We start from the raw sequence: 25,765 nt of genomic DNA, 5'->3' as shown, positions 1-25,765 counted from the left end.
CTTTATTTATTCTCTCGTCACGAACCGGTCCAACCTTCATTGCTTTCTACTTTGTCCTTCTTTTAGAGTTTTGTATTTCCTCCGGTATGATCGGTCTTTTAATAACGAAAATAACACCGCTGCCGGCAGAGTTAATAAAACCAAGCTTTATCTTCGTTAAATTACTTGGCGGTACCGATTTGTACTGATGCAGACGATCGGTTTTGTCCATGTAAAACGTAAAAAGGACAACCCTTAGAGTTGCCCTTTTTGCGCGTTACTTTTCCTGTTCTTCAAACGAGCATTTTTTGGCATCTCCATCGGTGACTGCGCAATCATCCGAAGGCTTACCTTCCTTGTCCTTCCAACCGGTCCCAGTGGCTTTAATCGGAGTACCGTTTCTGTAACCGGATGAGGCGCCTAGGTCGCCCTTGCCTTCGTAGCGACAAACGACAACGGAATCGGCGCTGCCTTTGTCTTTAAGGCGTGCAGAGGTGAAGGTGAGATCTTCGTTGTCTTGAGCGTGGGTAATTGAAACTGTCGGGCAAGTGGCTGCATAGGCGGTGCCCATCATTGCAATACTTACCAAAATACCCGCCGCAATTTTCAGCTTCATCATTCGTACTCCGTCATTAAAAGAGCAAGAATGGTCTCCTTGTTTGCACCTATCGCCAACTGTCAGATGTGACAGTTTTTTAGTCTTGTTAGAAATATGTTATCTAATTAATAGCAGATAAACGGCATAAGGATTCCTGCCTTTTGCATCGCTTAGACTATTTTCACAGGAACTGCCAAAGGCTACGCTCCTTTGAATCTTGGGTTTGGAAGGCTGCCAATATCCCTCTATCGCGAGGACCCGACCTCCGGTTAATCTGCCGGAAAATGATGACAATGGAAGTGCAGGAGGAGGAACACGCCAGCCGATCCCCGGTCAAACCGGCAGTTTCGTCGCCGTTGTCCGGTGGCAGCTTTTCCCCAAGAGGATGTCTGAATGAAGATTTCACGCGGTTTTGCCTTGGCATCGCTCCTGACCCTGGCCGCCGGGCCGGTGTTTGCCGGTTTCAGTTTGAACGACGTGGCCGGTGCGGTAGCGGGGATGCAAGGTGGTGACAAGGCGGCCGCTGCGGCGCCGACCTCGGAAACCGCTGGTTTGTTGAGTGCTTTGAGTGCGCTGGACGTCACACCGGAGCAGGCCGTTGGCGGTACCAGTGCGATGCTTGGGCTGGCGAAGAATCAGTTGAGCAGCACCGACTATTCGCAACTGGCCAAGGAAGTGCCGGGTATCGACAAGCTGTCCGGTGGCAGCGGCAATCTGGCGGCGCTCGGGGCTTTGCTCGGTTCGTCCGGCAAGTCCGCAGGCCTTGAGAATGCACTGGGCAATGTCAAAGACAGCAACGATCTGAACAACGCGTTCAGCGCGCTGGGCATGGACAGTGGCATGATCGGCCAGTTTGCCCCGGTGTTGCTGCAGTACCTCGGTCAGCAGGGCGTCGGCGGTTCGCTGTTGAGCAGCCTGGGCAGCATCTGGGGCACCGGCACCGGCACTTGAGTCAGCCGCGCTCGTTGCGCAGCTCGACGATGCGCTGATCCTTTTCGGTCCAGAGCTGGTTGACCCAGTTCTGGACGTGTTGGCGAAAGGCCGGATCTTTCTCGTAATCGCCCTGCCACAGCGTCGGGTCGAGTTCGCGGGTCCTGATGTCGATGATCACTCGCGGCACGTTGCCGCTGATCAGGTCCCAGAAGCCCGGGATTTTTTCCTGCGGATACACCACCGTCACATCGAGCATCGCATCGAGCTGTTCACCCATCGCCGCCAGCACGAACGCCACCCCGCCGGCCTTGGGTTTGAGCAGGTGGCTGAACGGTGATTCCTGCTGGGTGCTTTTCGCCAGGGTGTAGCGCGTTCCTTCCAGATAATTGACCACCGTCACCGGCTGGCGCTTGAACAGCTCGCACGCCGCTTTGGTGATTTCCAGATCCTTGCCCGCCAGCTCGGGGTTCTTTGCCAGAAAGGCTTTGGTGTAGCGCTTCATGAACGGGTAATCCAGCGCCCACCATGCCAGCCCGAGAAACGGCACCCAGATCAGCTCTTTCTTCAGGAAGAACTTGAAGAACGGCGTGCGCCGGTTGAGGGTCTGGATCAGTGCCGGAATATCGACCCACGATTGATGGTTGCTGACCACCAGATAGGACGTGTCGCGGCGCAGATCGTCGCCGCCGCGAATGTCCCATTGCGTGGGGATGCACAGCTGGAAGATCAGCTTGTCGATCTCGGCCCAGGTCTCGGCGATCCACATCACCGCCCCCGATGCGTAATCCCGCCAGCGCCCGGGTGCAACCAGCTTGAGCAGGGCGAACACCATCAACGGCCCGATCAGGATCAGGGTGTTGAGCAACAGCAGCAGGGTGACGAAACAGCCGGTGAGCAGGCGGCGCATAAGCAACTCTATGAAGTGGCAGGGGCGAGCCATGATAAGCAGCTTCGCGCGACAGGCCAAATCGGCGCTGACGAATGTTTCACTTTTTGCCGGGTATGCTTCGCTCAAGATTCGATCTGAATGCACTGGCCTCTTCGCGAGCAGGCTCGCTCCCACAGGGGAATGCATTTCAAATGTGGGAGCGAGCCTGCTCGCGAAGGGGGCCGAGAAGCGAACGAATAACTTGGCGCGTGTCTAAAATCCCAGTTTGCCGCCCTCAATTTCCAAGGAAGCCCCTTACGTGAAATCCCTCCTTGCTCTGTTTGCCCTCGTCGCGCTGCCGGTAATGGCCGCCGAGCCGACGCTGTACGGTCGCTACGAATACATCGCGCTGCCGGAAATCGGTGGCGAAGTGCTCAAGGCCAAGATGGACACCGGCGCGCTGACCGCCTCGCTGTCGGCCAAGGACATCGAGACCTTCACCCGCGACGGCGAAGACTGGGTGCGTTTCCGCCTCGCCACCAAAGATGCCAGCAACAAGGTTTTCGAGCACAAGGTCGCGCGGATCAGCAAGATCAAAAGCCGTTCCGACGAGGACGATGAAGAGCGCGACAGCAGCGATGTCGCCAAGCGCCCGGTGGTCGATCTGGAACTGTGCCTGGGCAACGTCAAGCGCACCGTCGAGGTCAACCTGACCGACCGCAGCCACTTCAACTATCCGCTGCTGATCGGCGCCAAGGCCTTGCGCGAGTTCGGCGCGGCGGTCAACCCGGCGCGGCGTTACACCGCCGACAAGCCTGACTGCTAAGTGGTCTGATTGACGTAACCCCGGGCTTGGGGCACCGTTCGCGCACTAACTGCCACGGGCTCGGACGCCATGCCGCACATCCTGATTGTCGAAGACGAAGCGGCGATTGCCGACACATTGATTTTTGCCTTGCAGGGCGAGGGGTTCAGCACCACGTGGCTGAACCTCGGCGCGGCGGCGCTGGAGCATCAGCGGCAGACCCCGGCCGACCTGATCATTCTCGATATCGGTTTGCCGGACATCAGTGGCTTCGAAACCTGCAAGCAACTGCGGCGCTTCACGGAAGTGCCGGTGCTGTTTCTCAGCGCCCGCGACGCCGAGATCGACCGCGTGGTGGGCCTGGAGATCGGTGCCGACGATTACGTGGTCAAGCCGTTCAGCCCGCGTGAAGTGGCGGCGCGGGTCAAAGCCATCCTCAAACGCATGGCGCCGCGCGCAACCCTGGAAGCAGGCTCAACGCTGTTTCGCATCGATGCCGAACGCGTGCAGATCAGCTATCGCGGCCAGCCGCTGAGCCTGACCCGCCATGAATTCCGCTTGTTGCAATGCCTGCTCGAACAACCTGAGCGGGTGTTCAGCCGCGAGCAATTGCTCGATGCGCTGGGCGTAGCGGCCGATGCCGGTTACGAGCGCAGCATCGACAGTCACATCAAAAGCCTGCGCGCCAAGTTGCGCCTGGTGCGCGCCGAGGCCGAGCCGATCCAGACCCATCGCGGCCTCGGTTACAGCTACAGCCCGGGGCACAGCTGATGTCGCTGGGGCTGCGGATTTTTCTGGTGTACGTGCTGTTTGTCGGCCTGACCGGCTATTTCGTCCTCAACACGGTGATGGAAGAAATCCGCCCCGGCGTGCGTCAGTCCACCGAAGAGACGCTGGTGGACACCGCCAACCTGATGGCAGAAATCCTGCGCGACGATTTCAAGGCCGGCACCCTCAGCGAGAACCGCTGGCCGCAATTGCTCCGCGCCTATGGCGAGCGCCAGCCGCAAGCGACCATCTGGGGCTTGCCGAAAAACCAGGTCAACCACCGCATCTACGTCACCGACGCCAAGGGCATCGTTGTGCTCGACTCCAGCGGCGTCGCAGTCGGCCAGGATTATTCGCGCTGGAACGACGTCTACCTGACCCTGCGCGGCGAGTACGGCGCGCGCTCCAGCCGCAGTGATCCTGACGATCCGAGCTCTTCAGTGATGCACGTCGGTGCGCCGATCCGCGACAACGGCAGGATCGTCGGCGTGGTCACCGTGGCCAAGCCCAACAGTTCATTGCAACCCTACGTCGATCGCACCGAGCGGCGCTTGCTGTTTTACGGCGCTGGACTGATCGGCCTCGGTCTGCTGTTCGGCGCTTTGCTCTCATGGTGGCTTAGTCGTGCGCTGCACCGTTTGACCGGTTATGCCCAGGCGGTCAGCGAAGGCCGGCGCGTGGAAGTGCCGCATTATCGCGGCGGCGAGCTGGAGCAACTGGCGACGGCGGTCGAGCAGATGCGCACGCAGCTCGAAGGCAAGGCCTACGTCGAGCGCTACGTGCACACCCTGACCCATGAATTGAAAAGTCCGCTAGCGGCCATTCGGGGTGCGGCTGAGTTGCTGCAAAGCGAGATGCCGGCCGTCCAGCGTTTGCGCTTTGTCAGCAACATCGACAGCGAAAGCGCGCGGATGCAGCAGTTGATCGAGCGCCTGCTCAACCTGGCGCAGGTCGAACAGCGCCAAGGGCTGGAAGAACGCGTGGCAGTGCCGCTGGCGCTGTTGGTCGCAGAACTGCTCAAGGCGCAGGCCGCGCGGATCGAGGGCAAACAACTGCGTGTCGAGCAAGCGATCGGCGAGGATCTGCTGTTGATTGGCGAGCCGTTTCTGCTGCGGCAGGCGTTGGGCAATCTGCTGGAAAACGCCTTGGATTTCACCCCGGCGCAGGGGCTGTTGCGCTTGCGTGCCGAGCGGGTTGGCGAGCAGATCGAGTTCCGCCTGTTCAACCAGACTACACCGATTCCCGATTACGCCTTGCCGCGTTTGACCGAGCGCTTCTACTCGTTGCCGCGCCCGGACAGCGGACGCAAGAGCACCGGATTGGGGCTGAACTTCGTTGAAGAAGTGGTCAAGTTACATGGCGGGGTGATGCGCATTGGTAATGTCGAGGGTGGGGTTGAGGTGGTATTGCGCTTGCCGTGAGACCCAGTTGCTGCCTTCGCGAGCAGGCTCGCTCCAAGAGGGAATGCATTCTCCACACAATCTCCATATTCCCCCCACACTCCCACCACACCGTATCAGCAGACTCCCCCCATCCAAACAGGGAGAGTCCCATGAACAAGAATCTGACCATCAAGCTCGGCGCGATTGCCTTGTTGATCCTGCTGTTGCTGATCCCGTTGCTGATGATCGACGGCATCATCGATGAGCGTCAGCAACTGCGCGACGGTGTGCTCGAAGACATCGCGCGCAGTTCCAGTTACAGCCAGCAACTGACCGGGCCGGTGATGGTAGTGCCGTATCGCAAGGTGGTGCGCACCTGGAAAACCAACGAGAAAACCAACAAGCGCTACGAGGAGATCGGCGAGGCGCGCGGGCGTTTGTACTTTCTGCCGGAGCGTTTCGAGCTCGACGGGCAAGTACAAACCGAACTGCGCAAACGCGGCATTTACGAGGCGCGACTGTTCCACGCCGACAATCGTATCGATGGGCATTTTTCCCTGCCGGCGCAGTTGGGCATCAAGGAAAATTTTGCCGATTACCAATTCGACGCGCCGTTCCTCGCCGTCGGTATCAGCGATATTCGCGGCATCGAAAACGCGCTGAAACTCGAGCTCGGCGGCCAGCAACTGGATTTCGTGCCCGGCAGCGAAGTGGCGTGGATCGGTGAGGGCGTACACGTGACCCTGCCGGCGCTCGACGCCAGCAAAGCCACGCAATTGACCTTCGGTTTCGACCTGCGTCTGCAAGGCACCGGCTCGCTGCGTGTGGTGCCGGTGGGCAAGACCAGCAGTGTCAGCCTCGCCGCCAACTGGCCGCACCCCAGCTTCGTCGGCAACTTCCTGCCGGCCAAGCGCGAGATCAACGATCAGGGGTTCAGCGCCGACTGGCAGACCTCGTTTTTCTCCACCAACCTGCAAGAGGCGATGGAGCGCTGCGTCGCTGGCGACTGTGACGCGCTTAACGGGCGCAGCTTCGGCGTCAGCTTCATCGACCCGGTGGATCAGTACCTGAAGAGCGACCGGGCGATCAAATACGCGCTGCTGTTCATCGTTCTGACATTCGCCGGTTTCTTCCTCTTCGAAGTGCTCAAGAGCCTGGCGGTGCACCCGGTGCAATATGCCTTGGTCGGTGTTGCGCTGGCGTTCTTTTACCTGCTGCTGTTGTCACTGTCGGAACACATCGGTTTTGCGCTGGCGTATCTGTTGTCGGCGAGTGGCTGCGTATTGCTGATTGGCTTCTATGTCAGCCACGTCTTGCGCAGCGCACGGCATGGCTTGCGTTTTTCGGCCGGGCTGGCGGCGCTGTATGGCTTGCTGTACGGCTTGCTCAGCGCCGAGGATTACGCGCTGCTGATGGGCTCGCTGATGCTGTTCGGTCTGCTCGGGGTGTTCATGGTGCTGACGCGCAAGCTGGACTGGTACGGGATTGGTTTGAAGTCGGCCAGGCCGCTGGAGTTTGATGTGGAGGCGATGCAATGAGCGGGTTGCGAGCTGAGCGCAGGGAAGTGGCGGTTCTGCTGACGCTGATTGTTGCAGCGCTGCCGCCGGAACCGAGGTGGTGCCATCGCTGGCAAGCCAGCTCCCACAGGATATATGCCGACACACAGGTCAGCGGTCTGTCCCGATTCAATGTGGGAGCTGGCTTGCCAGCGATGGGGGCAGATCAGGCGCCGCAGAATCAGGGCTTGGGCATTGTCGCCACCATGGACGGTCGCTGACTCACTTCAAAATACCAATTGGCCAGTTGCGGATTGGCTGCACGCCAGTCCATGTCCGGGAAGCGCAGATCCAGATAGCCCAGCGCGCAGGCCACGCTGATCGCCGCGACATCGAAGTGGCTGGTCAGCTCGGCAATCGCTTCGCTCTCGAGCACGGCGAGGGCGCGGCGGATCTTGTCGCGCTGGGCATCGAGCCATTCGTCCCAGTGTTTTTCCACCGGGCGCAGAACGGTTTCATAACGCACCATCACCGAGGCATCCATGATCCCGTCGGCCATCGACGCCAGGGTCAGGCGCCGCCAGCGCGCCGCACCTTCACGGGGGATCAGCGGATTGCCGACGTGCTGCTGGTCGAGGTACTCGAGGATGACGCGGCTGTCATGGATGACATTGCCATCGGCCAGGCGCAGGGCGGGGATCTTGCTCAGCGGGTTGTCGGCAATCAGCGCCGGGTCCGGGCTGACCGGGCTGAGCACGCAGTCCTGCAGCGCGACACGATCCTGCTGACCGGTTTCGTGCAGCAGCACCATGACCTTGCGGACAAAGGGCGACAGGGTGTTGTGGTACAGGGTCATGCTGGGGGCGGACATGGCAAGGTCTCGATCAGGACAATGATCGGGCAGCATAGCCTGCTCGCGTCCGGCGCAGAACCCATGTGGGAGCGAGCCTGCTCGCGAAGGCGTCGTGACAGTCGACTTTGATGTTGAATGTCCGGGCGCTTTCGCGAGCAGGCTCGCTCCCACAAGGGATTCTCAGCTTCGCGGCAGAAAACCTCTTATCGCCAGAAATGCCGGCACGCCAAGCCCGACCCAGCTCAACGCATCCCAGATTCCATCCCCCAGCAACGCCGCAAACAGCCCCGCCGCACTGAGCAGGGCGATCACGATCGGTGTGCTGAAGACTTTCCAGAAACTCGACTGACGCGGCTTCATGCCGAGGCCTCCGCCGCTTCCAGAACAGGCTTGGCCGCCTTGCGCCGCACCACCCACAAATACACCCCACTGGCCAACACGATGATCGTCAGCACATCCAGCGTCGCCCAGAGAATCTTCATCGGCATGCCGCCGTAGTCACCAAAGTGCAGCGGCTGCGACATGCCCATGGCGTCCATGTACCACGGCCGTTCGGCCACGGCGGTGACCTGCAAGGTCGTGGCGTCGATCAGCACCGGTGTCAGCAGGTGCGAGGTCAGGTGCGTGCCGCCCTTCATGAACACCGAATAATGGTGCTCGCTGGAAAAACGGGTGCCGGGGAAGGCGATGAAATCCGGCTTCATCCCCGGTGCGACTTCCTCGGCGATGTCGAGCAGCCGGGTAGCCGGCGCCAGTTGGGTCAGCGGCGGCGCATCGCGATACGGCGCGATCAGCGTGGTCAACGCGTCGTTGCGCCAAGCGGCGATGAGCAGGTCGGCGCAGGCGCTGATCACCCCGGTCACCCCCACCACCAGACACCAGGTCAAAGTGACGACGCCGATCAGGTTGTGCAGATCGAGCCAGCGCAGCCGCGTTGATTTGTCCTGACGTACGGTGCCGAATTTCAAGCGGCGCATGAACGGCAGGTACAGCACCGTGCCGGACACGATCGCCACGACAAACAACAGACCCATGAACGCCAGCAGCAGCTTGCCCGGCAGCCCGGCGAACATGTCGACGTGCAGGCGCAGGATGAACAGCATCAAGCCACCGTTGGCCGAAGGGGTTTCCAGCGCTTCGCCAGTGCGCGCATCGAGCATGAAGGTGTGCGAAGAGTTCGGCTCGGTGTCGGGCGTCCTGGCCATGATCGCGAACGCCGCGTTCGGCTCTTCGTCGTCGTAGCCGAAGTACTGCATGACTTCGCCCGGGCGATGCTTCTGCGCGGCATCGACCAGTTGCTGCAGGTTGAGTTGCGGCGTGTCGGCCGGCATCTCGCGCAGCTCCGGGGCGTTGCCCAGCGCGTGATCAATCTCGTGGCTGAAAATCAGCGGCAGACCGGTCAGCGCCAGCATCAGCAGAAACACGGTGCAGATCAGGCTGGTCCAGGTGTGGATGAACGACCAACGGCGGATGGTTTTACTTTTCATTGCATGACCTTCAAAAACACCGAAGCCGTCCGGTACGGACGGCCTGGGAACAGGGCCTGTTTCAGCTCACTGGCTTACCACTTGTAAGTGGCGCTGGCGACGACACTGCGCTGGTCGCCGTAGTAGCAGTAGAAGCTGTCGCAGGTGGAAATGTAGTCCTTGTCGAACAGGTTGGTCGCATTCACCGCCAGCGATGCACCCTTCAGACTGTTGTCCAGACGGCCGAGATCATAATGCACGCTGGCGTCGAACACGGTGTAGGCGTCAGCCTTGCCCAGCCAGGTGTTGGCCTTGTCGCCGTAGGTGTTGCCGGTGTAGCGCACGCCGGCGCCAATGCCGAAACCGTCGAGCACGCCGGCGTGCCAGGTGTAGTCGGTCCACAGCGAGGCTTGTTGGTTGGGCATCAGTTGCAGACGATTGCCCTTGTCGATGCCTTTCTGCACTTCGGACTTGGCCAGGGTGTAGGCGGCGATGACTTTGAGGTTATCGGTCACATCCGACACGGCCTCGAGTTCCAGGCCTTTGACCTTCACTTCGCCGGTCTGGCTGGTCACTGAAACGTTGTTGACGAAGGTGTTCACCGCGACGTTCTTCTGGGTCAGGTCATACACGGCGGCGGTCAGCAGGGTCTTGCTGCCCGGAGGCTGGTATTTGATGCCCAGTTCCCACTGCTTGCCTTCGGTTGGCTTGAGCGAGCCGGTCGAGGTGGCATCGGCGCCGGTGGTCGGCTGGAAGGATTCGGCGTAGGACAGGTACGGCACGAAGCCGTTATCGAAGACGTAGCTGAGCGCCGCGTTGCCGCTGAATTTCTTGTCACGCTGGGTGTTGGTCGCATCGCCCTTGTTGAAGAATTCAGTGCTGGTGTGCACCCAGTCTTCACGGCCGCCGAGGGTCAGGCGCCACTGATCGAGGGCCATTTGGTCCTGCACGTAGAGGCCGGTCTGGTAGGTCTTCTGGTTGTAGTCGTAAAACGCCGTGGAGCGTGCTGGACGTACGATCGGCTGGCCGTAGATCGGGTTGTTGACGTTGATGCTCGGCGCCGAACCGAAAATTGACGTGTAGTTGGTGTTGCTGCGCTGATGATCGAGACCCAGCAGCAGCGTATGGCTGATTTCGCCGGTGGCGAAGTCAGCCTGGAAATTGTTATCCACGGCAAACTGACTGATGTCTTCGTCGGCGTTAGTGGTACTGCGACCGACATTGCCTTGATCGTCCACGGTAAATCCGGCAAACGATGGGTTGTAACTGTTAACGGTCACGGTCTGGAACGACAGGTCAGATTTGGTGTAGCGCAGATTCTGCTTGAACTGCCAGACATCGTTGAGGCGATGTTCGAAGGCATAACCCAGCGCGTAATAAGTGCGGTCGTAATAATCGTAGTCGGGATCGCCGAGATTCTTGTGATGGGAAATCTTGCCGAACGGCATGTCGATCTTGGTGCCCTGGATGGGATAGAACTGGCTGGTGACGCCGGTATCATCGCGGGTGAACTGGCTCAGCAGAGTGATTTTTGTATCGTCGTCGATGTTCCAGGTCAGGCTCGGTGCGATGTTGTAGCGCTTGTTGTCGATGTGGTCGATTTGCGTATCGCTGTCGCGCACCACGCCGCTGAGGCCATAGAGAAACTGCCCGGCGTCATCGATCTTGCCGGTGCTGGCGAAGTTGATCTGGCGGTGATTGTCGCTGCCGTATTGCAACTGGATTTCGCTGCTGGCTTCAGCGCTCGGGCGGCGGCTGACCATGTCGAGCAAACCGCCCGGCGGGGTCTGGCCGTACACCGACGAGGCCGGGCCACGCAGCAGGGCGAGGCGGTCGAGGTTCCAGGTTTCCTGTTTCGGGTTGGCGTACACGCCTTTGGGCAGCGGCAGGCCATCGAGGAACTGGGTCGGCTCGAAACCGCGTACGCGCAGCCAGTCGGCACGGGTGTCGCTGCCGTAGCTGCTGGCGGTGATGCCCGGCATGTAGCGCACAGCGTCATCGAGGCTGTGCACGCTGCGGTCGTCCATTTGCTGGCGGGTCGCCACCGAGATCGAACGCGGTGCTTCGACCAGCGCAGTGTCGGTCTTGGTGCCGGCGGCGGTGCGGGTCGCGGTGTAGCCTTCGACCGGGCCCCAGGCGCTTTCGAAGTTTTCCACGCCGATGACCGAAGTTTCCGGCAGGGCCAGCGTGCCTTCAGGCACGGCCACCAGGGTGTAGGTGCCGGCGCTGCTCTGTTCCAGTTGCAGACCGGTGCCGCGCAAGGCCGCGCGCAGGGCTCCGGCGGCGTCGTACTGGCCGTTGACCGGGGCCGAGGTCTTGCCGGCGGCCAGCGCAGGATTGAGCGACAGGGCGAGGCCGCCCTGGCTGGCGATCTGGTTCAGGGTGGTCGACAGCGGCGCCGCCGGCAGGTTGTAGGCGCGCACGCTGGACGCTTGCTCAGCGGCGAGCAACGGGCTGCTGATCAGCGGCGTGCCGAAAGCGATGGCAAAAGCCAGCAGACTGGGGCGCAACAAGGTGTCTGGCGAACGGGACATACGGCGGCTCCTGAATGGAAATATTTCTCAATTGCCTGTGTGCCGGACGAGATTGGAAAAGTGATAGGGCTGGGTGGAAATTCTTTTTTGCAGGAAATGGTTGTGCGGCTGATGGCGCCTTCGCGAGCAGGCTCGCTCCCACAGGTGATCGCATGCCAATGTGGGAGCGAGCCTGCTCGCGAAGGCGGTTTTCCTGCCGACGCATTACTCAGGCTTGATATCAGCCTTCGCCACGGTGACCCAATACGGCGTATGCCGCTCGATCTGCACTGGCAGAGTCGGCAGCAAAGCACTCAGTGCCTTGTCGGTGTCATGCAACGGAAAGCTGCCGGTAATGCGCAGATCGGCCACTTCCGGCGCCACGCCCAGATGGCCACGACGATAGCGCCCGAGCTCATGCAACAGATCGCCCAGTCGCGCGTTGTCCACCACCAGCATGCCGCGCGTCCAGGCATCGGCGCCGGGGGCGAGGGCGGCAATCGAGCCCAGCCCGTCACTGCGCAGCAACACCTGCTGGCCTTCGCGCAGAATCTGTTCTTGCGGGTTGGCCTGGGCATGTGCCGCCACCGCTGACTGCAACACACTCAGCCGTGTGCCATCGTCCTCGCGTTTGACCAGAAACCGCGTGCCCAGCGCGCGCATGCTGCCTTCGCGGGTTTCGACGATAAACGGCCGCGCGTCGCCATGCCCGGTCTCGACGAGGATTTCGCCTTCCTGCAACACGATCAAGCGGCGCTCGTCATCGAAGCGTACGTCGACCGCGCTGTGGGTATTGAGGTTGAGCAGAGTGCCGTCGGACAGGCGCACGGTGCGCTGTTCGCCGGTGGCGGTGCGTTGATCGGCGAGCCAGTAATCCAGCGGCAGATAGCGCTCGCTGACAAACAGCCCGAGCCCGATGATCACCACGACACTGGCCAGCCCGCTGCCGAGTTTGCGCACGCGGCGGCGAATGCCTTCGCGCGATTGCAGCAACGCACTTCGGGCCGGGCCTTTGGCGACACTGAAGCGCTGATCGAGCATGCCCAACTGGCGCCACGCGCGGGCGTGTTCCTCATGGGCCGCATGCCACTTGGCGAATTCCTCGCGCTCCAGCGCGGTGCTCGAGTCGAGGGTCAATTGCCAGGCAATCGCCGCGTCCAGCACATGCGCCGGCACCGGGCGCGAACTGGCCGCCGTCATGTCGGCTCACCGTACAGGGCGATGTAACACTGGCGCAGGCCTTGCGCCAGATACTGCCGCACGCGCGGCACTGACACGCCGAGTCTGGCGGCGATTTCGCCGTGGCTGAGACCGTCGAGGCGGTTATACAGGAAGGCCGCACGAGCCTTGGTCGACAACTTGCCGAGCAGGCGATCGATGGCCTTTAGGTCGTCGAGGATCATTTGCTGTTCTTCCACCGACGGCTGTTCGTCTTCGGGGATCAGCATCAGTTCGGTGAGGTAGGCCTGTTCCAGCGCGGCGCGGCGGAAGTAGTCAAACAACAGGCCTTTGGCGATCGCCACCAGAAATGCCCGAGGTTCGCGCGGCGTCAGCAGTTCGTCGCGGTTGAGCAGGCGCACGAAGGTGTCCTGGCTCAGGTCCTCGGCACGCTGCGGACACGCCACATTGCGCCGCAACCACGCCAGCAGCCAACCGCGATGGTCGCGATACATCGCACCGACGAGCTCACTGTGGGGGTTGGGCACTGACGACACCGGACATCACCGATTGGGAAATGTTAACTAACGAGAATAGTTCGCGATTCTGGCAGAGGTGGGAATGGTTAGCAATTGGCCACTGGTCAGGTGATCTGAAGCAACGCGTTGCCTTGTGGGAGCGAGCCTGCTCGCGAAGGCGGCTGGGGAGGTGCCGAAAAGCTAGAAGGACGGCGCCTGCTGCCGCCGCTTCCACTGGCTCAACCGCTGCTGCAACTGCAACGGACTGTAAATCTGCTGCGCCCGCGCTCGGCTGAACAGGATCAACGCCAACTCCGCCGTGGCCAGCGCATCGGCACTGGCGTTATGCCGTTCGAACACTTCCAGCCGGAACCACTCGATCCACTCATCCAGCCCGGCCTCGCGAATCTGCGCCTGCGGACACAGAAACGGCGCGATATCTGCCACATCCAGAAACACATGCTGCAGCTTATGCCCCAGGTGTTCTTTCACTGCGCGCCCGAGCATGTGCTGATCGAACGGCGCATGAAAGGCCAGCACCGGGCTGTCGCCGATGAACTCCAGCAACTCCAGCAACGCTTCCGCCGGGTCGCTGCCTGCGGCAATCGCAGTCGGCCCCAAGCCATGAATCAGTACGCTGGGGCTGAGCTTCAGCTCGCGGCATTGCAGCGTGCGCTCGAACTGCTGACTGAAATCGATCGCACCGTCCTCGATCACCACCGCGCCGATCGACAGGACCCGATCCTTGCTCATATTCAGGCCGGTGGTTTCCAGGTCCAGCACCACCCAGCGCTGCTCGCGCAGGCTGCATTCGCTCAGCTCGGCAAGCGCCGGCAGCTTCGCCAGCCGCTGCTGCAAGTCCGCCGACACCACGGGGCTGGCCGGGCGCAGCCAGGAAAACAGGCTCATAGCTGATACCGCAAGGTCAGGCTGCTTTGCAGGCGCTGCGCCTGCCGCAGGGATTCGCGCAGGATGCGCCGGTCAAGGTGATTGAGGCTGTCGGGATCGACGCGGTTTGAGTACGGCTGATTTTCCCGAGTTTGCAACTGATGCTGCTGCATCCGCGTTTGCTGAATGAAGTGATAGGCCTCTTCATACGCCGCGCCGTCGAGCGGCTCGATGACTTGTTTATCGACCAATTGGCGGAAACGCTCGAGGGTGTTGTTGGCGTCGATGCCGTTGGCCAGCGCCAGCAAACGGGCACCGTCGACGAACGGCGTCAGACCCTGAATTTTCAGATCCAGCGTGGCTTTCTCACCGTTCTTGCGGGCCAGCACGAATTCACGGAATCGCCCAACGGGAGGGCGATTACGCAGCGCATTTTCGGCGAGCATGCGCTGGAACAGGCGGTTGTCGGCGACCTGATCGAGAATGCCACGGCGCAATTGCTCGCAGCCTTGTTCATCGCCCCAGACCACGCGCAGGTCGAAATAAATGCTCGAACCCAGCAGGTTCTCCGGCGTGGCTTCGCGGATGAACGCCGCGAAGCGTCGCGCCCATTCGGCCCGCGACAGACACAGCTCGGGATTGCCGGCCATGATGTTGCCCTTGCACAGGGTAAAGCCGCACTGCGCCAGGCTCTGGTTGATCTGCTGGGCAATCGGCAGCAGCTTGCCGCGTATCTCCGCTGCGTGCGCGGCATCGCGGGCGTCGAAGAGAATCCCGTTGTCCTGATCGGTGTGCAGCGTCTGCTCGCGCCGGCCCTCGCTGCCGAAACACAGCCAGCTGAACGGCACGCCCGGGTCGCCCTTTTCGGCGAGGGTCAGTTCGATCACCCGACACACCGTGTGATCGTTGAGCAGGGTGATGATGTGAGTGATCTGCGTCGATGACGCGCCGTGGGCGAGCATGCGTTCGACCAGTTGGCCGATCTCGCCGCGCAAGGTCACCAGTTGCTCGATCCGTTGCGCGCTGCGGATGGTCCGGGCGAGGTGGACCAGATCGACTCGTTGCAGGGAGAACAGATCACGCTCGGACACTACACCGCACAGGCGTTGATCCTTGACCAGACAGACGTGGGCGATGTGCCGCTCGGTCATGGCGATCGCCGCATCGAAGGCGCTGTGATCCGGCGACAGATGAAACGGTGATCGAGTCATGTGCTGTTCGATGGCGTCGCTGAAATCGCCGACACCTTCGGCGACCACATGGCGCAAATCGCGCAGGGTGAAAATCCCCAGCGGCGCCTTGTGCTCATCCACCGCGACGATGCTGCCGACCTGTTGCTCGTGCATCAGCTTCACCGCTTCACGCAGTGGCGTATCGGCACTGCAAGTCACCGGATGGCGCATCGCAAGTTCACCGAGACGAGTGTTCAGCGAGTATTGGGTGCCGAGGGTTTCCACGGCTTTTTGTTGCACTTGCTGGTTGACTTGATCGAGCAGGCTGCTCACCCCACGCAAGGCGAAATCGCGGAAGGCGCTGGAAAGGGCGAACAGTTTGATGAACGCCAGTTTGTTCAGTTGCAGGCAAAAGGTGTCTTCGCCCGCCAGGTGTTCGGTGCGCGTAGCGCGCTCACCGAGCAGCGCGGCCAGCGGAAAGCATTCGCCGGTGGTGATTTCGAAGGTGGTTTCGGTGCCGGGCTTGGTGATGTGCTGGCGTTCGCCGACCACCCGACCCTGTTTGACGATATAAAAGTGCTCCACCGGGCCGTCAGCCGGTTTGATGATGCTCTCGCCCTGGGCAAAAAAACGCAGCTGACATTGCTCCACCAGATAGGCGAGGTGGGCGTGTTCCATCTGATTGAAGGGCGGGAAGCGCTGAAGGAATTGCAGGGTGCCCTGAATGTTCTGCAACACCGCGGTTTTCCCTGCCTGGGTGAAGGCGTCCGCTTTGCTCATAACCATTACCGCAGTCTTTTTCGAATTGTTGTTGTCGGATCGTTGCGACCATGGTCGGCCCCGGCGGGCAGGGTGCCCATTGGACGTAAGTCTAGGTTTTGCCACCATTGGCCGATTTTCGGAAATAACCTACGCAAAAGCTCGGAAAAGCTTGCGCTAGCCACTTGGAAAAAATTCCGACGAAGTGCACATTGAAGCGCTGTCCGGTGATGTCTGACGACTTGCCAGGGATTGTTTGAACATTTAGAGAGCGCCATGTCCGACCACGATATTTTGAGCGACGCCGAGCGGGAAGCGCTCAGCGCAGTGATGCTCGAACCCGATCTGCCGCCGCAGCGTGTCCTGATCGTCGACGACGACAAGGACGCCCGCGAGCTGTTGTCGGAGATTCTCGCGCTGGACGGCATTCGCTGCATGACCGCAGCCAGCGGTGAAACCGCGCTGAAAATGCTCGATGAAAAGCCTTCGATCGGCCTTGTGATTACCGACCTGCGCATGGGCAATGTCGACGGCCTCGAGCTGATTCGCCAGGTGCGTGAATCGGTACGGGCAGCGATGCCGATCATCATCGTCTCCGGCGATGCCGACGTGAAAGACGCGATCGAAGCGATGCATTTGAGCGTGGTGGATTTTCTGCTCAAGCCGATTGATACGGGGAAGTTGCTTGAGTTGGTGAAACACGAATTGGGCATCGAGCCCTGAATATTTGAGGATGATCGTTCCCACGCTCTGCGTGGGAATGCATCAATGGACGCTCCGCGTCCGCTGTTGTGGGACGCGGAGCGTCCCGGGCTGCATTCCCACGCGGAGCGTGGGAACGATCAATCCGCCTCCGAACACATAAACAAAAGGGCCCTGATCTCTCGATCAGGGCCTTTTTCATTCCAACCATCAACTCAAGTCACAGACCATTCTTGGCCTTGAACTCGCGACGACGACGGTGCAGCACCGGCTCGGTGTAGCCGTTCGGTTGCTTGGTGCCTTCGATCACCAGTTCGACTGCCGCCTGGAAGGCGATGTTGCTGTCGAAGTCCGGTGCCAGCGGGCGATACAGCGGGTCGTTGGCGTTCTGGCGGTCAACCACTGGCGCCATGCGCTTGAGGCTTTCCATCACTTGCTCTTGGCTGACGATACCGTGGCGCAGCCAGTTGGCGATGTGCTGGCTGGAGATGCGCAGCGTCGCACGGTCTTCCATCAGGCCGACGTCGTTGATATCCGGCACTTTGGAGCAACCGACACCCTGGTCGATCCAGCGCACCACGTAACCGAGAATGCCCTGGGCGTTGTTGTCCAGTTCGTTCTTGATCTGCTCTGGCGTCCAGCTTGGGTTCACTGCCAGTGGAATGGTCAGGATGTCGTCCACCGAGGCGCGCGCACGTTTGGCCAGTTCGGCCTGACGCGCAAACACGTCAACCTTGTGGTAGTGCAGCGCGTGCAGCGCAGCGGCGGTCGGCGATGGCACCCAGGCAGTGTTGGCGCCGGCCAGAGGGTGAGCGATTTTCTGCTCGAGCATCGCTGCCATCAGATCCGGCATGGCCCACATGCCTTTACCGATTTGCGCACGACCTTGCAGGCCGGTGCTCAGACCGATGTCGACGTTCCAGTTCTCGTAGGCGCCGATCCACTTCTCGGCCTTCATGTCAGCCTTGCGCACCACTGGGCCGGCCTCCATGGACGTGTGGATTTCGTCGCCGGTACGGTCGAGGAAACCGGTGTTGATGAACACCACGCGCTCGCTGGCGGCCTTGATGCAAGCCTTGAGGTTGACCGTGGTGCGGCGCTCCTCGTCCATGATCCCGACTTTCAGGGTGTTGCGCGGCAAGCGCAGGACGTCTTCGATACGCCCGAACAGCTCGTTGGTGAACGCCGCTTCTTCCGGGCCGTGCATTTTCGGTTTGACGATGTACACCGAACCGGTGCGGGTGTTGCGCCGCGAGGTGTTGCCGTTGAGGTTGTGCATTGCTGCCAGGCAAGTCACCAGACCATCGAGGATGCCTTCCGGTACTTCGTTGCCTTGACTGTCGAGGATCGCATCGATGGTCATCAGATGGCCGACGTTGCGCACGAACAACAGCGAACGACCGTGCAGGGTCACTTCACCGCCGTTGGGCGCGGTGTAGGTGCGATCCGGGTTCATGGTGCGGGTGAAGGTCTGGCCGCCCTTGGCGACCTCTTCCGACAGGTCGCCCTTCATCAGGCCGAGCCAGTTGCGGTAGATCACCACTTTGTCGTCGGCATCGACGGCGGCCACGGAGTCTTCGCAGTCCATGATCGTGGTCAGCGCCGCTTCCATGAGAATGTCTTTGACGCCGGCGGCGTCGGTCTGGCCGACCGGGGTGCTGGCGTCGATCTGGATTTCGAAGTGCAGGCCGTTGTGCTTGAGCAGCACCGCGATCGGCGCGTTGGCGTCGCCCTGGAAACCGATCAACTGAGCGTCATCGCGCAGGCCACTGTTGCTGCCGCCCTTGAGCGTCACGACCAGTTTGCCGTCAGCGATTTTGTAGCCGGTCGAATCGACGTGGGAGCCTGCAGCCAGAGGCGCGGCTTCGTCGAGGAAGGCGCGGGCGAAGGCGATGACTTTGTCGCCACGCACCTTGTTGTAGCCTTTGCCTTTTTCCGCGCCGCCGTCTTCGCTGATCGCGTCGGTGCCGTAGAGGGCGTCGTACAGCGAACCCCAGCGGGCGTTCGAAGCATTGAGCGCGAAACGCGCATTCATCACCGGCACGACCAGTTGCGGGCCGGCGGTGCGGGCGATTTCATCGTCGACGTTTTGCGTCGTGGCCTGGAAATCAGTTGCTTCTGGCAGCAGATAACCGATCTCTTGCAGGAAAGCTTTGTAGGCCACGGCATCGTGCGCCTGGCCGGCATGCTGCTGATGCCAGGCATCAATGCGCGCCTGGAAGTCATCGCGTTTGGCGAGTAGGGCTTTGTTCTTCGGCGCCAGGTCGTGAATGACCTTGTCGGCACCTTCCCAGAATTGTTCGGCGGTGAGGCCGGTACCGGGAATGGCTTCGTTATTCACGAAGTCGAACAGGACTTTGGCGACCTGCAGGCCACCGACTTGAACGTGTTCAGTCATTGCTTGCCTCACTCTGCTCAGCTATTTCGCTTTTCAGCTCGTCAATTTAACAATGAAGCTTCTGGCCATTTAAACCACAAACCTGCGGACCAGTACATGCCATTACTGGCGGCTGGGCTAGGACCAATCAACGGCTTGGAGGCCTTGCTGACGGGGCTTTCAGGGTTGCGAAGGGCCTTGGGCAGACATCGATCCAGCGTTATGTAGTGCGCGCTGCGGCATACTACATGATGAGTTGCGCTTGTGAAAATCAGACTAATTACGTCGTTCTGCGACCTCATGACGCATTGCGGTCACGTCGCGGAACGGGATGTTCTCAAAAAAGTATTGGATTGTTCCAGCTAAATATCGAAAGTTGTACACATAATTGCTGTTTGGCTGCTATGGCGCAGTTTGGCGTCTCCACCTTTGCGATGAGCGAATCTGTGGCGAGGGGATTTATCCCCGTTGGGTGGCGAAGCCGCCCCCTGCGGTCCGGCTGGCAGACCCAATTGGCAGGACTCACGACTGCTGCGCAGCCGGACGGGGATAAATCCCCTCGCCACAGGTCATCATCTGCCAGCACTGGGTCAGGCTGAATCAATCCGCTTGCCTATACTTGCCCTTCGATAACAAAGTCATGACAAGAGGGCTGCGCCATGGACCATCTCGTACTCACCGTTTTCGCCCCGGACAAGCCCGGGCAGGTCGAGCGCATCGCCCAATGCATCGCCGAGCACGGCGGCAACTGGCTGGAAAGCCGCATGTCACGCATGGCCGGGCAGTTCGCCGGGATTCTGCGCGTGGGTGTGCCGGCGGAGGCTTACGACGAACTGGTCGATGCCCTGCAAGCGCTGTCGGCCCATGGCATTCGGGTATTGATTGCCGAAAGCGGAGTGGAGCAGTCCTGCACGTGGAAACCGATCGCCATGGAACTGGTCGGCAATGACCGACCGGGTATCGTCCGCGATATCACTCGGCTCTTGAGCGAGCAGGGCGTAAACCTGGAGCGACTGGTAACTGAGGTGCGCCCGGCGCCGATGAGCAGCGAGCCGCTGTTTCACGCCGAGGCAATTCTCGCGGTGCCACTGACCTTGTCGCTCGATGTTCTGCAGGCGCGCCTGGAAACCCTGGCCGATGATCTGATGGTCGAATTGGTGTTACGCACAGAGGTTTAAGCGCAGACAGGGTTATTCAGGTTTAACGTGCGCCTGCCTGTGGATAACCTGTAGAGACAGACCGCCACGCCACGCCGGCCGTGGCTTTGCGTCTATTGCTCAAAAAACCGCCAACATTCAGCGACTTGCGCACAAACGGCGGGGATCACGCTGTGGATAAGCTTGGGAAGGAACGATGCAGGCCACGAGAACCGTGGCCTGCGGAGGTTTGTGCGTTTTTTGATCAGGCGCGCCGGCGCAGACTTATCCACGCATCGACGCTGTAGACCGCCAGACCGGCCCAGATAAACATGAACGCAACCAGCGTGCTGGACGACAAATGCTCGCCAAACAGCAGCACGGCTTGCAGCAACACCAGCGTCGGCGCGATGTATTGCAGGAAGCCGATAGTGGTGTAGGGCAAGTGGCGGGTGGCGGCGTTGAAACACACCAGCGGCACCAGCGTCACCGGCCCGGCAGCCACCAGCCACCAGGCTTCGGAGGTGGTCCAGAAGGCCGGCTGCACACTCGTCGCAGTCTGATTGAACAGCAACCACGCAATTGCGATCGGCACCAGCATCCAGGTTTCCACCACCAGTCCCGGCAATGCCTTGACCGGCGCCTGCTTGCGGATCAGGCCATAGAAACCGAAGGTCAGCGCCAGCGCCAGCGACACCCACGGCAGACTGCCGACCTGCCATACCTGCTGCGCCACGCCGATGGCAGCCAGCCCGACCGCCACCCACTGCATGCGCCGCAGCCGTTCGCCAAGGATCACCATGCCCAACAGCACGTTGACCAGCGGATTGATGTAGTAACCCAGACTCGCCTCGAGCATGCGGCCGTTGTTCACCGACCACACGTAGGTCAACCAGTTGGCCGCGATCAGCGTGCCGCTCAGAGCCAGAATCGCCAGGCGCTTGGGGTTGTCGAGCAACTCGCGCAACCAGCCCGGGTGTTTCCACACCATCAGCAGCAACGCACCGAACAGCGCCGACCACAGCACCCGGTGGATGATGATCTCGACGGCCGGGACTTCGGCAATGGCTTTGAAATAGATCGGGAACAGGCCCCAGATGATGTAGGCGCTCAGGCCCAGAATGTACCCGCGACGCGGGTTGGCGGCTTGCATGCAGAATCCTTGCTCAGGCAGCTGACAAAGGAGGGATTGTAAGGAGATTTGTCCGCGAATGTCGTAGACCAATGTTCATAGAATTGTGAACACCGATCTTGTGGGAGCGAGCCTGCTCGCGAAGGCGGTCTGACATTCAACATCGATGTTGCCTGAAATGACGCCTTCGCGAGCAGGCTCGCTCCCACAGGGTTCAGGTTTGAATCAGAAGAGTTTCAGCGGTTCTTCATTCAGTGCCGCCAACTGCTCACGCAACGCCAGCACCTGGTCGCCCCAATACCGCTCGGTGCCAAACCACGGAAAGCTATGCGGGAATGCCGGGTCGTCCCAGCGCCGCGCCAGCCAGGCGCTGTAGTGCATCAGGCGCAAGGCGCGCAACGGTTCGATCAGCGCCAGTTCGCGCGGGTCGAAATCATGGAATTCGTTGTAGCCGTCCATCAATTCCGACAATTGTCCCAAGCATTCCTGCCGGTCACCGGCGAGCATCATCCAGATGTCCTGCACCGCCGGGCCCATGCGGCAGTCGTCGAGGTCGACGATGTGGAACATCTCGTCGCGGCACATCATGTTGCCGGGGTGGCAGTCACCGTGCATGCGGATGTTCTGGTGCGGCGTGGCAGCGTAGACATCTTCGACGCGTTTGAGCAGGTCGCGGGCAACCGACTCGTAAGCCGGCAGCAGGCTCTTGGGAATGAAGTTGCCTTCGAGCAAAGTGTTCAGCGAGGCATGGCCGAAGTTCTGCACGGTGAGGGCTTCGCGGTGCTCGAACGGCTTGGTGCCGCCCACCGCATGCATGCGCCCGAGCAACTGGCCGAGGCGATACAGTTGATCAAGATTGCCCGGCTCCGGCGCCCGGCCACCACGGCGCGGGAACAGGGTGAAGCGGAAACCGGCGTGCTCATGCAGGGTTTCGCCGTTGTGGATCAGCGGCGCTACCACCGGGATGTCGATGTCGGCCAGTTCGAAGGTGAACTGGTGCTCTTCGAGGATGGCCTCGTTGGTCCAGCGCTGCGGACGATAGAACTTGGCAATCAGCGGCTCGGAGTCTTCGATACCGACCTGATACACACGGTTTTCGTAGCTGTTGAGCGCCAGAATGCGCGCGTCGCTGAGGAAACCGATGCTTTCAACGGCATCCAGGACGAGATCGGGGGTGAGGGTTTCAAACGGGTGGGCCATGCTGACTCCTGCGCGCAGCAGGCTGCTGCGTCCGGCTCGGCATGGTAGCGCAGATGGCAGCGCGAAGGGTGTTGGTGTCTGCCCGGGCCTCTTCGCGAGCAGGCTCGCTCCCACCTTGGAATGCGATTCCCTGTGGGAGCGAGCCTGCTCGCGAAAGCGGTTTATCAGGCGCCGACGATCCCGCCGTCTTCGCGGGTAATTGCCATCACCGAAGACCTTGGCTTGCCATTGGGCAGATGCTCGGGGAAGGTCGAACCGCCGTTCTCGCCGGGATGCTGAATCCCGACAAACAGGGTTTTCTGATCCGGCGAGAAGCTGATTCCGGTCACTTCACAACCCACCGGCCCGACCATGAAACGGCGAATCTCACCGGTCGCAGGATCGGCGCAGAGCATCTGGTTGTTGCCCATCCCGGCGAAGTCGCCAGCGTTGCTCGAGTCGCCGTCGGTGAGAATCCACAGGCGTCCGGCCTTGTCGAAACCCAGACCGTCGGGGCTGTTGAACATGTTCTGCGGGGTGATGTTGGATGAGCCACCTTTCGGCGTCCCGGCATGCACGCCCGGGTTGCCGGCGACCACAAACAGATCCCAGGCAAACGTCTTCGAGGCGTGATCGTTGCGGTCGGTACGCCAGCGCAGAATCTGCCCGTAAACGTTCTTCTCGCGCGGGTTTGGACCGCCCACCGGTTGCCCGTCTTCACCGCGCTTGGCGTTGTTGGTCAGGGTGCAATAAACCTGGCCGTCCTTGGGACTGACGACGATCCACTCCGGGCGGTCCATGCGCGTTGCGCCAACCACGCTGGCGGCAAGGCGCGCGTGGATCAGCACTTCCGCCTGATCGGCAAACCCGCTGCTGGCGTCGATGCCGTTCTTGCCGTGGGTCAGTTCGATCCACTGGCCCCGGCCTTTCGGGTGATCAGGGTTGCCGTCGCCGGCATCGAATTTGGCCACATACAACGTGCCGTGATCGAGGATGTCGCGGTTGGCTTTCTGATTGCGGTGGTTGATGCGGTCGCGGCTGACGAATTTGTAAATGAACTCGCCACGCTCGTCGTCGCCCATGTACACCACAGCGCGACCATCGTCGGTCTCGGCCAGTGCGGCGTTTTCATGCTTGAAGCGGCCCAGCGCGGTGCGTTTGACCGGAGTCGATTGCGGATCGAATGGGTCGATCTCGACCACCCAGCCGTGACGGTTGAGCTCATTGGGGTTCTTGGCCATGTCGAAACGCGGATCGTGCGGGTGCCAGTTGATGTCTTTGCTGCTGGCGACAACGCCATAGCGCTTTTGCGCGGCATCGAACTGCTGCTGGGCGTTGCTGCTGCCGAAGCAGTCGGTGAAGTTTTCTTCGCAGGTCAGGTAGGTGCCCCACGGTGTCTTGCCGTTGGCGCAGTTCTGGAAGGTGCCGAGGACTTTTTTGCCGTGCTTGTCGGCGGCGGTTTTCATCAAGTCGTGGCCGCGGGCCGGGCCGCTGATGCGCAGCGGCGAGTTGCCGTGGATGCGGCGGTTGTAGCGCGAGCCCTGGACGAATTGCCACTGGCCGTTCTTGCGCTGCACTTCGATCACCGACACGCCTTCGCAGGCCAGTGCCTTGCGCACATCTTCAGCCGACTGCGGCATGCCGCCATGCGGATATAGATAGCGATAGTTGGTGTATTCGTTGTTGATCGCCATCAGCGCGCGGTTCTTGTCGTCCGGGAAGGCGAACAGGCTCATGCCGTCGTTGTTGTCGCCGAACTGCACTTCCTGTGCGGCAGCGGTGCCGTTACCGCTCGGATCGAAGGCCGGGCCGTTCTTGTGCAACGGCTGGCCCCAACTGATCAGCACCGAAGACTTGTAGCCCTTGGGCAGGCTGATGGCGTCGGTGGTCGCCGCCGGAATGCTCTCGAAACCGAGCAGGCGGCTGTTGCCGGCGCTGACGCTGGCGGCCATGACGCTGCGGCTCAACAGGTTGCCGCCGAGGAACATCGCCGCGCCGCACAATGCACCGGCGCTGATGAAACCGCGACGGCTGAGGCCGACCATTTTTTCCAGATCAGTGGATTGGTTTTCTTCTAATAGGCTCACATCAGGCTCCCTGCTTGGTTATGGGCAACACCTTAATGCGGGTCGATGACGCTTTTGTGGCAAGGACAAATCAGAGCGGCGTGCCGATCAGCACGTTGGACGGCGCGCATTGCACCTGCACCGCAGACCCCACGGCGAGTTGCTGGTTGCGCAAGTGCAGCGGTTCGGCCAAGGCGCAAAGTGTCTGGCCGTTGGGCAGGGAAATGCGCACCTCGCTGGGACCGTCCTCGGCATCGAGGATGGCTTCGATGGTGCCGCGCAGGACATTGTGTCCGGGCGTGGCCGGCTGATCGGCGCCGAGCAACTCAAGCCAGCCAGCCTTGATCAGCGCCATGACTTCGGTACCGACCTGCAATTCCAGATGCACGGTGCTGTCGTGGGTGATCTGTGCCTCCAGAGCAATGCCTTCTGCCAGTTCGAGGCGGATCAGATCGTTGCGCCCCTGCGGCTGAATGGCCGCGACCGTGCCATGCAGCTGATTGCGCGCGCTGGTCCTGAGCATCAGCCGCCCGAGCAGGTCGAGATCGCTGGCGTCTTCCGCCGCTTCCAGCACCTGCGCCTGCAACGCCTGCAATTTCTGATACAGGCGCAGCACCCGCTCGCCCTCGCTGGACAGTCTGGCGCCGCCACCACCCTTGCCACCCACCACGCGCTCGACCAAGGGTTTCTGCGCCAGGTTGTTCAACTCATCGATCGCATCCCATGCCGCCTTGTAACTGAGCCCCGCGCTCTTCGCCGCGCGGGTGATCGAGCCTTGCTCGACGATGTGTTGCAGCAGGGCAATGCGCTGCGGGCGGCGGACAATGTGCTGGGAGAGCAGGGTGGGCAGGGACATGGCAGAACGCTTCTGGCTCGGGCGATGAGAGGGACGTTGGCCACTTGCAACGCGCGAGTCAAGCCTGACGCAAAGCCCCCTGTGGGAGCGAGCCTGCTCGCGAAAGCGGTTTGACCAACAACAGCTTTGTTGAATGTGACACCGATTCGCGAGCAGGCTCG

General features: G+C 61.0%; 22 protein-coding genes. 7 read left to right on the top strand and 15 right to left on the bottom strand.

Annotated elements, in window-relative coordinates:
- Nucleotides 1-256: 256 nt before the first annotated feature.
- Nucleotides 257-598 carry a hypothetical protein gene (locus KVG87_RS04360; protein WP_217849497.1) on the bottom strand — a complete coding sequence of 114 codons (342 nt, stop codon included), beginning with the start codon at nucleotides 596-598 and terminating at the stop codon, nucleotides 257-259.
- Between the two features lie 372 nt (nucleotides 599-970).
- Between KVG87_RS04360 and KVG87_RS04355 the strand changes: the two genes are divergently transcribed.
- Nucleotides 971-1,528 (top strand): DUF2780 domain-containing protein, encoded by a 558-nt coding sequence (locus tag KVG87_RS04355; protein WP_123443808.1) that lies wholly within the window; start codon nucleotides 971-973, stop codon nucleotides 1,526-1,528.
- Between the two features lies 1 nt (nucleotide 1,529).
- Here the strand turns inward: KVG87_RS04355 and yihG are convergent, their stop codons facing one another.
- Nucleotides 1,530-2,417: a 1-acylglycerol-3-phosphate O-acyltransferase, YihG family gene (yihG, locus tag KVG87_RS04350; protein ID WP_217849494.1), complete on the bottom strand. Its 888-nt coding sequence runs from the start codon at nucleotides 2,415-2,417 to the stop codon at nucleotides 1,530-1,532.
- A gap of 280 nt (nucleotides 2,418-2,697) precedes the next feature.
- On the opposite strand from yihG, the gene rloA2 reads away from it, so the two are divergent.
- From rloA2 to creD, 4 genes are all read left to right on the top strand, one after another.
- Nucleotides 2,698-3,204, top strand: a complete 507-nt coding sequence (gene rloA2, locus KVG87_RS04345) for a retropepsin-like aspartic peptidase RloA2 (protein ID WP_016772839.1) — start codon at nucleotides 2,698-2,700, stop codon at nucleotides 3,202-3,204.
- A gap of 69 nt (nucleotides 3,205-3,273) precedes the next feature.
- Nucleotides 3,274-3,954, top strand: a complete 681-nt coding sequence (creB, locus tag KVG87_RS04340) for a two-component system response regulator CreB (protein WP_024014583.1) — start codon at nucleotides 3,274-3,276, stop codon at nucleotides 3,952-3,954.
- Nucleotides 3,954-5,372 (top strand): two-component system sensor histidine kinase CreC, encoded by a 1,419-nt coding sequence (gene creC, locus KVG87_RS04335; RefSeq protein WP_217849492.1) that lies wholly within the window; start codon nucleotides 3,954-3,956, stop codon nucleotides 5,370-5,372. Before creB ends, creC begins: the two co-directional genes overlap by 1 nt.
- A gap of 131 nt (nucleotides 5,373-5,503) precedes the next feature.
- Entirely contained in the window at nucleotides 5,504-6,871 is a 1,368-nt protein-coding gene (gene creD, locus KVG87_RS04330; protein WP_217849490.1) for a cell envelope integrity protein CreD, read from the top strand.
- 199 nt (nucleotides 6,872-7,070) lie between these two features.
- Here creD and KVG87_RS04325 read toward each other — a convergent pair whose 3' ends face one another.
- From KVG87_RS04325 to KVG87_RS04290, 8 genes are all read right to left on the bottom strand, one after another.
- Nucleotides 7,071-7,700: a glutathione S-transferase gene (locus KVG87_RS04325; RefSeq protein WP_123443813.1), complete on the bottom strand. Its 630-nt coding sequence runs from the start codon at nucleotides 7,698-7,700 to the stop codon at nucleotides 7,071-7,073.
- Nucleotides 7,701-7,862: 162 nt separating this feature from the next.
- Nucleotides 7,863-8,042 (bottom strand): hypothetical protein, encoded by a 180-nt coding sequence (locus KVG87_RS04320; protein ID WP_016772844.1) that lies wholly within the window; start codon nucleotides 8,040-8,042, stop codon nucleotides 7,863-7,865.
- Complete coding sequence (locus KVG87_RS04315) at nucleotides 8,039-9,169, bottom strand: PepSY-associated TM helix domain-containing protein (protein ID WP_217849488.1); 1,131 nt, start codon at nucleotides 9,167-9,169, stop codon at nucleotides 8,039-8,041. The genes KVG87_RS04320 and KVG87_RS04315 overlap by 4 nt, the downstream gene beginning before the upstream one ends.
- Nucleotides 9,170-9,243: 74 nt before the next feature.
- Nucleotides 9,244-11,682, bottom strand: coding sequence for a TonB-dependent siderophore receptor (locus tag KVG87_RS04310; RefSeq protein ID WP_217849486.1), 2,439 nt, complete (start codon nucleotides 11,680-11,682; stop codon nucleotides 9,244-9,246).
- A gap of 204 nt (nucleotides 11,683-11,886) precedes the next feature.
- On the bottom strand, nucleotides 11,887-12,861 hold the full coding sequence (locus tag KVG87_RS04305; protein WP_217849484.1) for a FecR domain-containing protein: 975 nt from the start codon (nucleotides 12,859-12,861) through the stop codon (nucleotides 11,887-11,889).
- Nucleotides 12,858-13,334, bottom strand: coding sequence for an RNA polymerase sigma factor (locus KVG87_RS04300; protein ID WP_221264883.1), 477 nt, complete (start codon nucleotides 13,332-13,334; stop codon nucleotides 12,858-12,860). Before KVG87_RS04300 ends, KVG87_RS04305 begins: the two co-directional genes overlap by 4 nt.
- Before the next feature lie 204 nt (nucleotides 13,335-13,538).
- Nucleotides 13,539-14,246 (bottom strand): 3'-5' exonuclease, encoded by a 708-nt coding sequence (locus tag KVG87_RS04295; RefSeq protein WP_076564376.1) that lies wholly within the window; start codon nucleotides 14,244-14,246, stop codon nucleotides 13,539-13,541.
- Complete coding sequence (locus KVG87_RS04290; protein ID WP_302467807.1) at nucleotides 14,243-16,177, bottom strand: putative nucleotidyltransferase substrate binding domain-containing protein; 1,935 nt, start codon at nucleotides 16,175-16,177, stop codon at nucleotides 14,243-14,245. Before KVG87_RS04290 ends, KVG87_RS04295 begins: the two co-directional genes overlap by 4 nt.
- A gap of 255 nt (nucleotides 16,178-16,432) precedes the next feature.
- Between KVG87_RS04290 and KVG87_RS04285 the strand changes: the two genes are divergently transcribed.
- On the top strand, nucleotides 16,433-16,879 hold the full coding sequence (locus KVG87_RS04285; RefSeq protein WP_016772851.1) for a response regulator: 447 nt from the start codon (nucleotides 16,433-16,435) through the stop codon (nucleotides 16,877-16,879).
- A 199-nt stretch (nucleotides 16,880-17,078) separates the two neighbouring features.
- Here the strand turns inward: KVG87_RS04285 and KVG87_RS04280 are convergent, their stop codons facing one another.
- A complete protein-coding gene (locus KVG87_RS04280) occupies nucleotides 17,079-19,256 on the bottom strand; it encodes a malate synthase G (protein WP_217849479.1) in 2,178 nt (725 codons plus the stop codon).
- Between the two features lie 638 nt (nucleotides 19,257-19,894).
- On the opposite strand from KVG87_RS04280, the gene KVG87_RS04275 reads away from it, so the two are divergent.
- Nucleotides 19,895-20,413, top strand: coding sequence for a glycine cleavage system transcriptional repressor (locus KVG87_RS04275; protein ID WP_016772854.1), 519 nt, complete (start codon nucleotides 19,895-19,897; stop codon nucleotides 20,411-20,413).
- A 223-nt stretch (nucleotides 20,414-20,636) separates the two neighbouring features.
- Here KVG87_RS04275 and rarD read toward each other — a convergent pair whose 3' ends face one another.
- The 4 genes from rarD to KVG87_RS04255 form a co-directional block, all read right to left on the bottom strand.
- Nucleotides 20,637-21,524 (bottom strand): EamA family transporter RarD, encoded by an 888-nt coding sequence (rarD, locus tag KVG87_RS04270; RefSeq protein ID WP_041476730.1) that lies wholly within the window; start codon nucleotides 21,522-21,524, stop codon nucleotides 20,637-20,639.
- Between the two features lie 204 nt (nucleotides 21,525-21,728).
- Nucleotides 21,729-22,703: a serine/threonine protein kinase gene (locus tag KVG87_RS04265; RefSeq protein WP_217849477.1), complete on the bottom strand. Its 975-nt coding sequence runs from the start codon at nucleotides 22,701-22,703 to the stop codon at nucleotides 21,729-21,731.
- Between the two features lie 164 nt (nucleotides 22,704-22,867).
- The gene (locus tag KVG87_RS04260; RefSeq protein WP_217849475.1) at nucleotides 22,868-24,769 is read right to left on the bottom strand and encodes a PhoX family protein; all 1,902 of its coding nucleotides are present in this window, start codon (nucleotides 24,767-24,769) and stop codon (nucleotides 22,868-22,870) included.
- Nucleotides 24,770-24,839: 70 nt separating this feature from the next.
- Nucleotides 24,840-25,604: a TOBE domain-containing protein gene (locus KVG87_RS04255; RefSeq protein WP_217849473.1), complete on the bottom strand. Its 765-nt coding sequence runs from the start codon at nucleotides 25,602-25,604 to the stop codon at nucleotides 24,840-24,842.
- Nucleotides 25,605-25,765: the final 161 nt, after the last annotated feature.

Origin of the sequence: Pseudomonas siliginis (genome assembly GCF_019145195.1) — a bacterium.
In the GTDB taxonomy this organism is placed as follows: domain Bacteria; phylum Pseudomonadota; class Gammaproteobacteria; order Pseudomonadales; family Pseudomonadaceae; genus Aquipseudomonas; species Aquipseudomonas siliginis.
The sequence above is the reverse complement of the archived record's forward strand: the minus strand, read 5'-3'. Positions and strand labels throughout refer to the sequence as shown.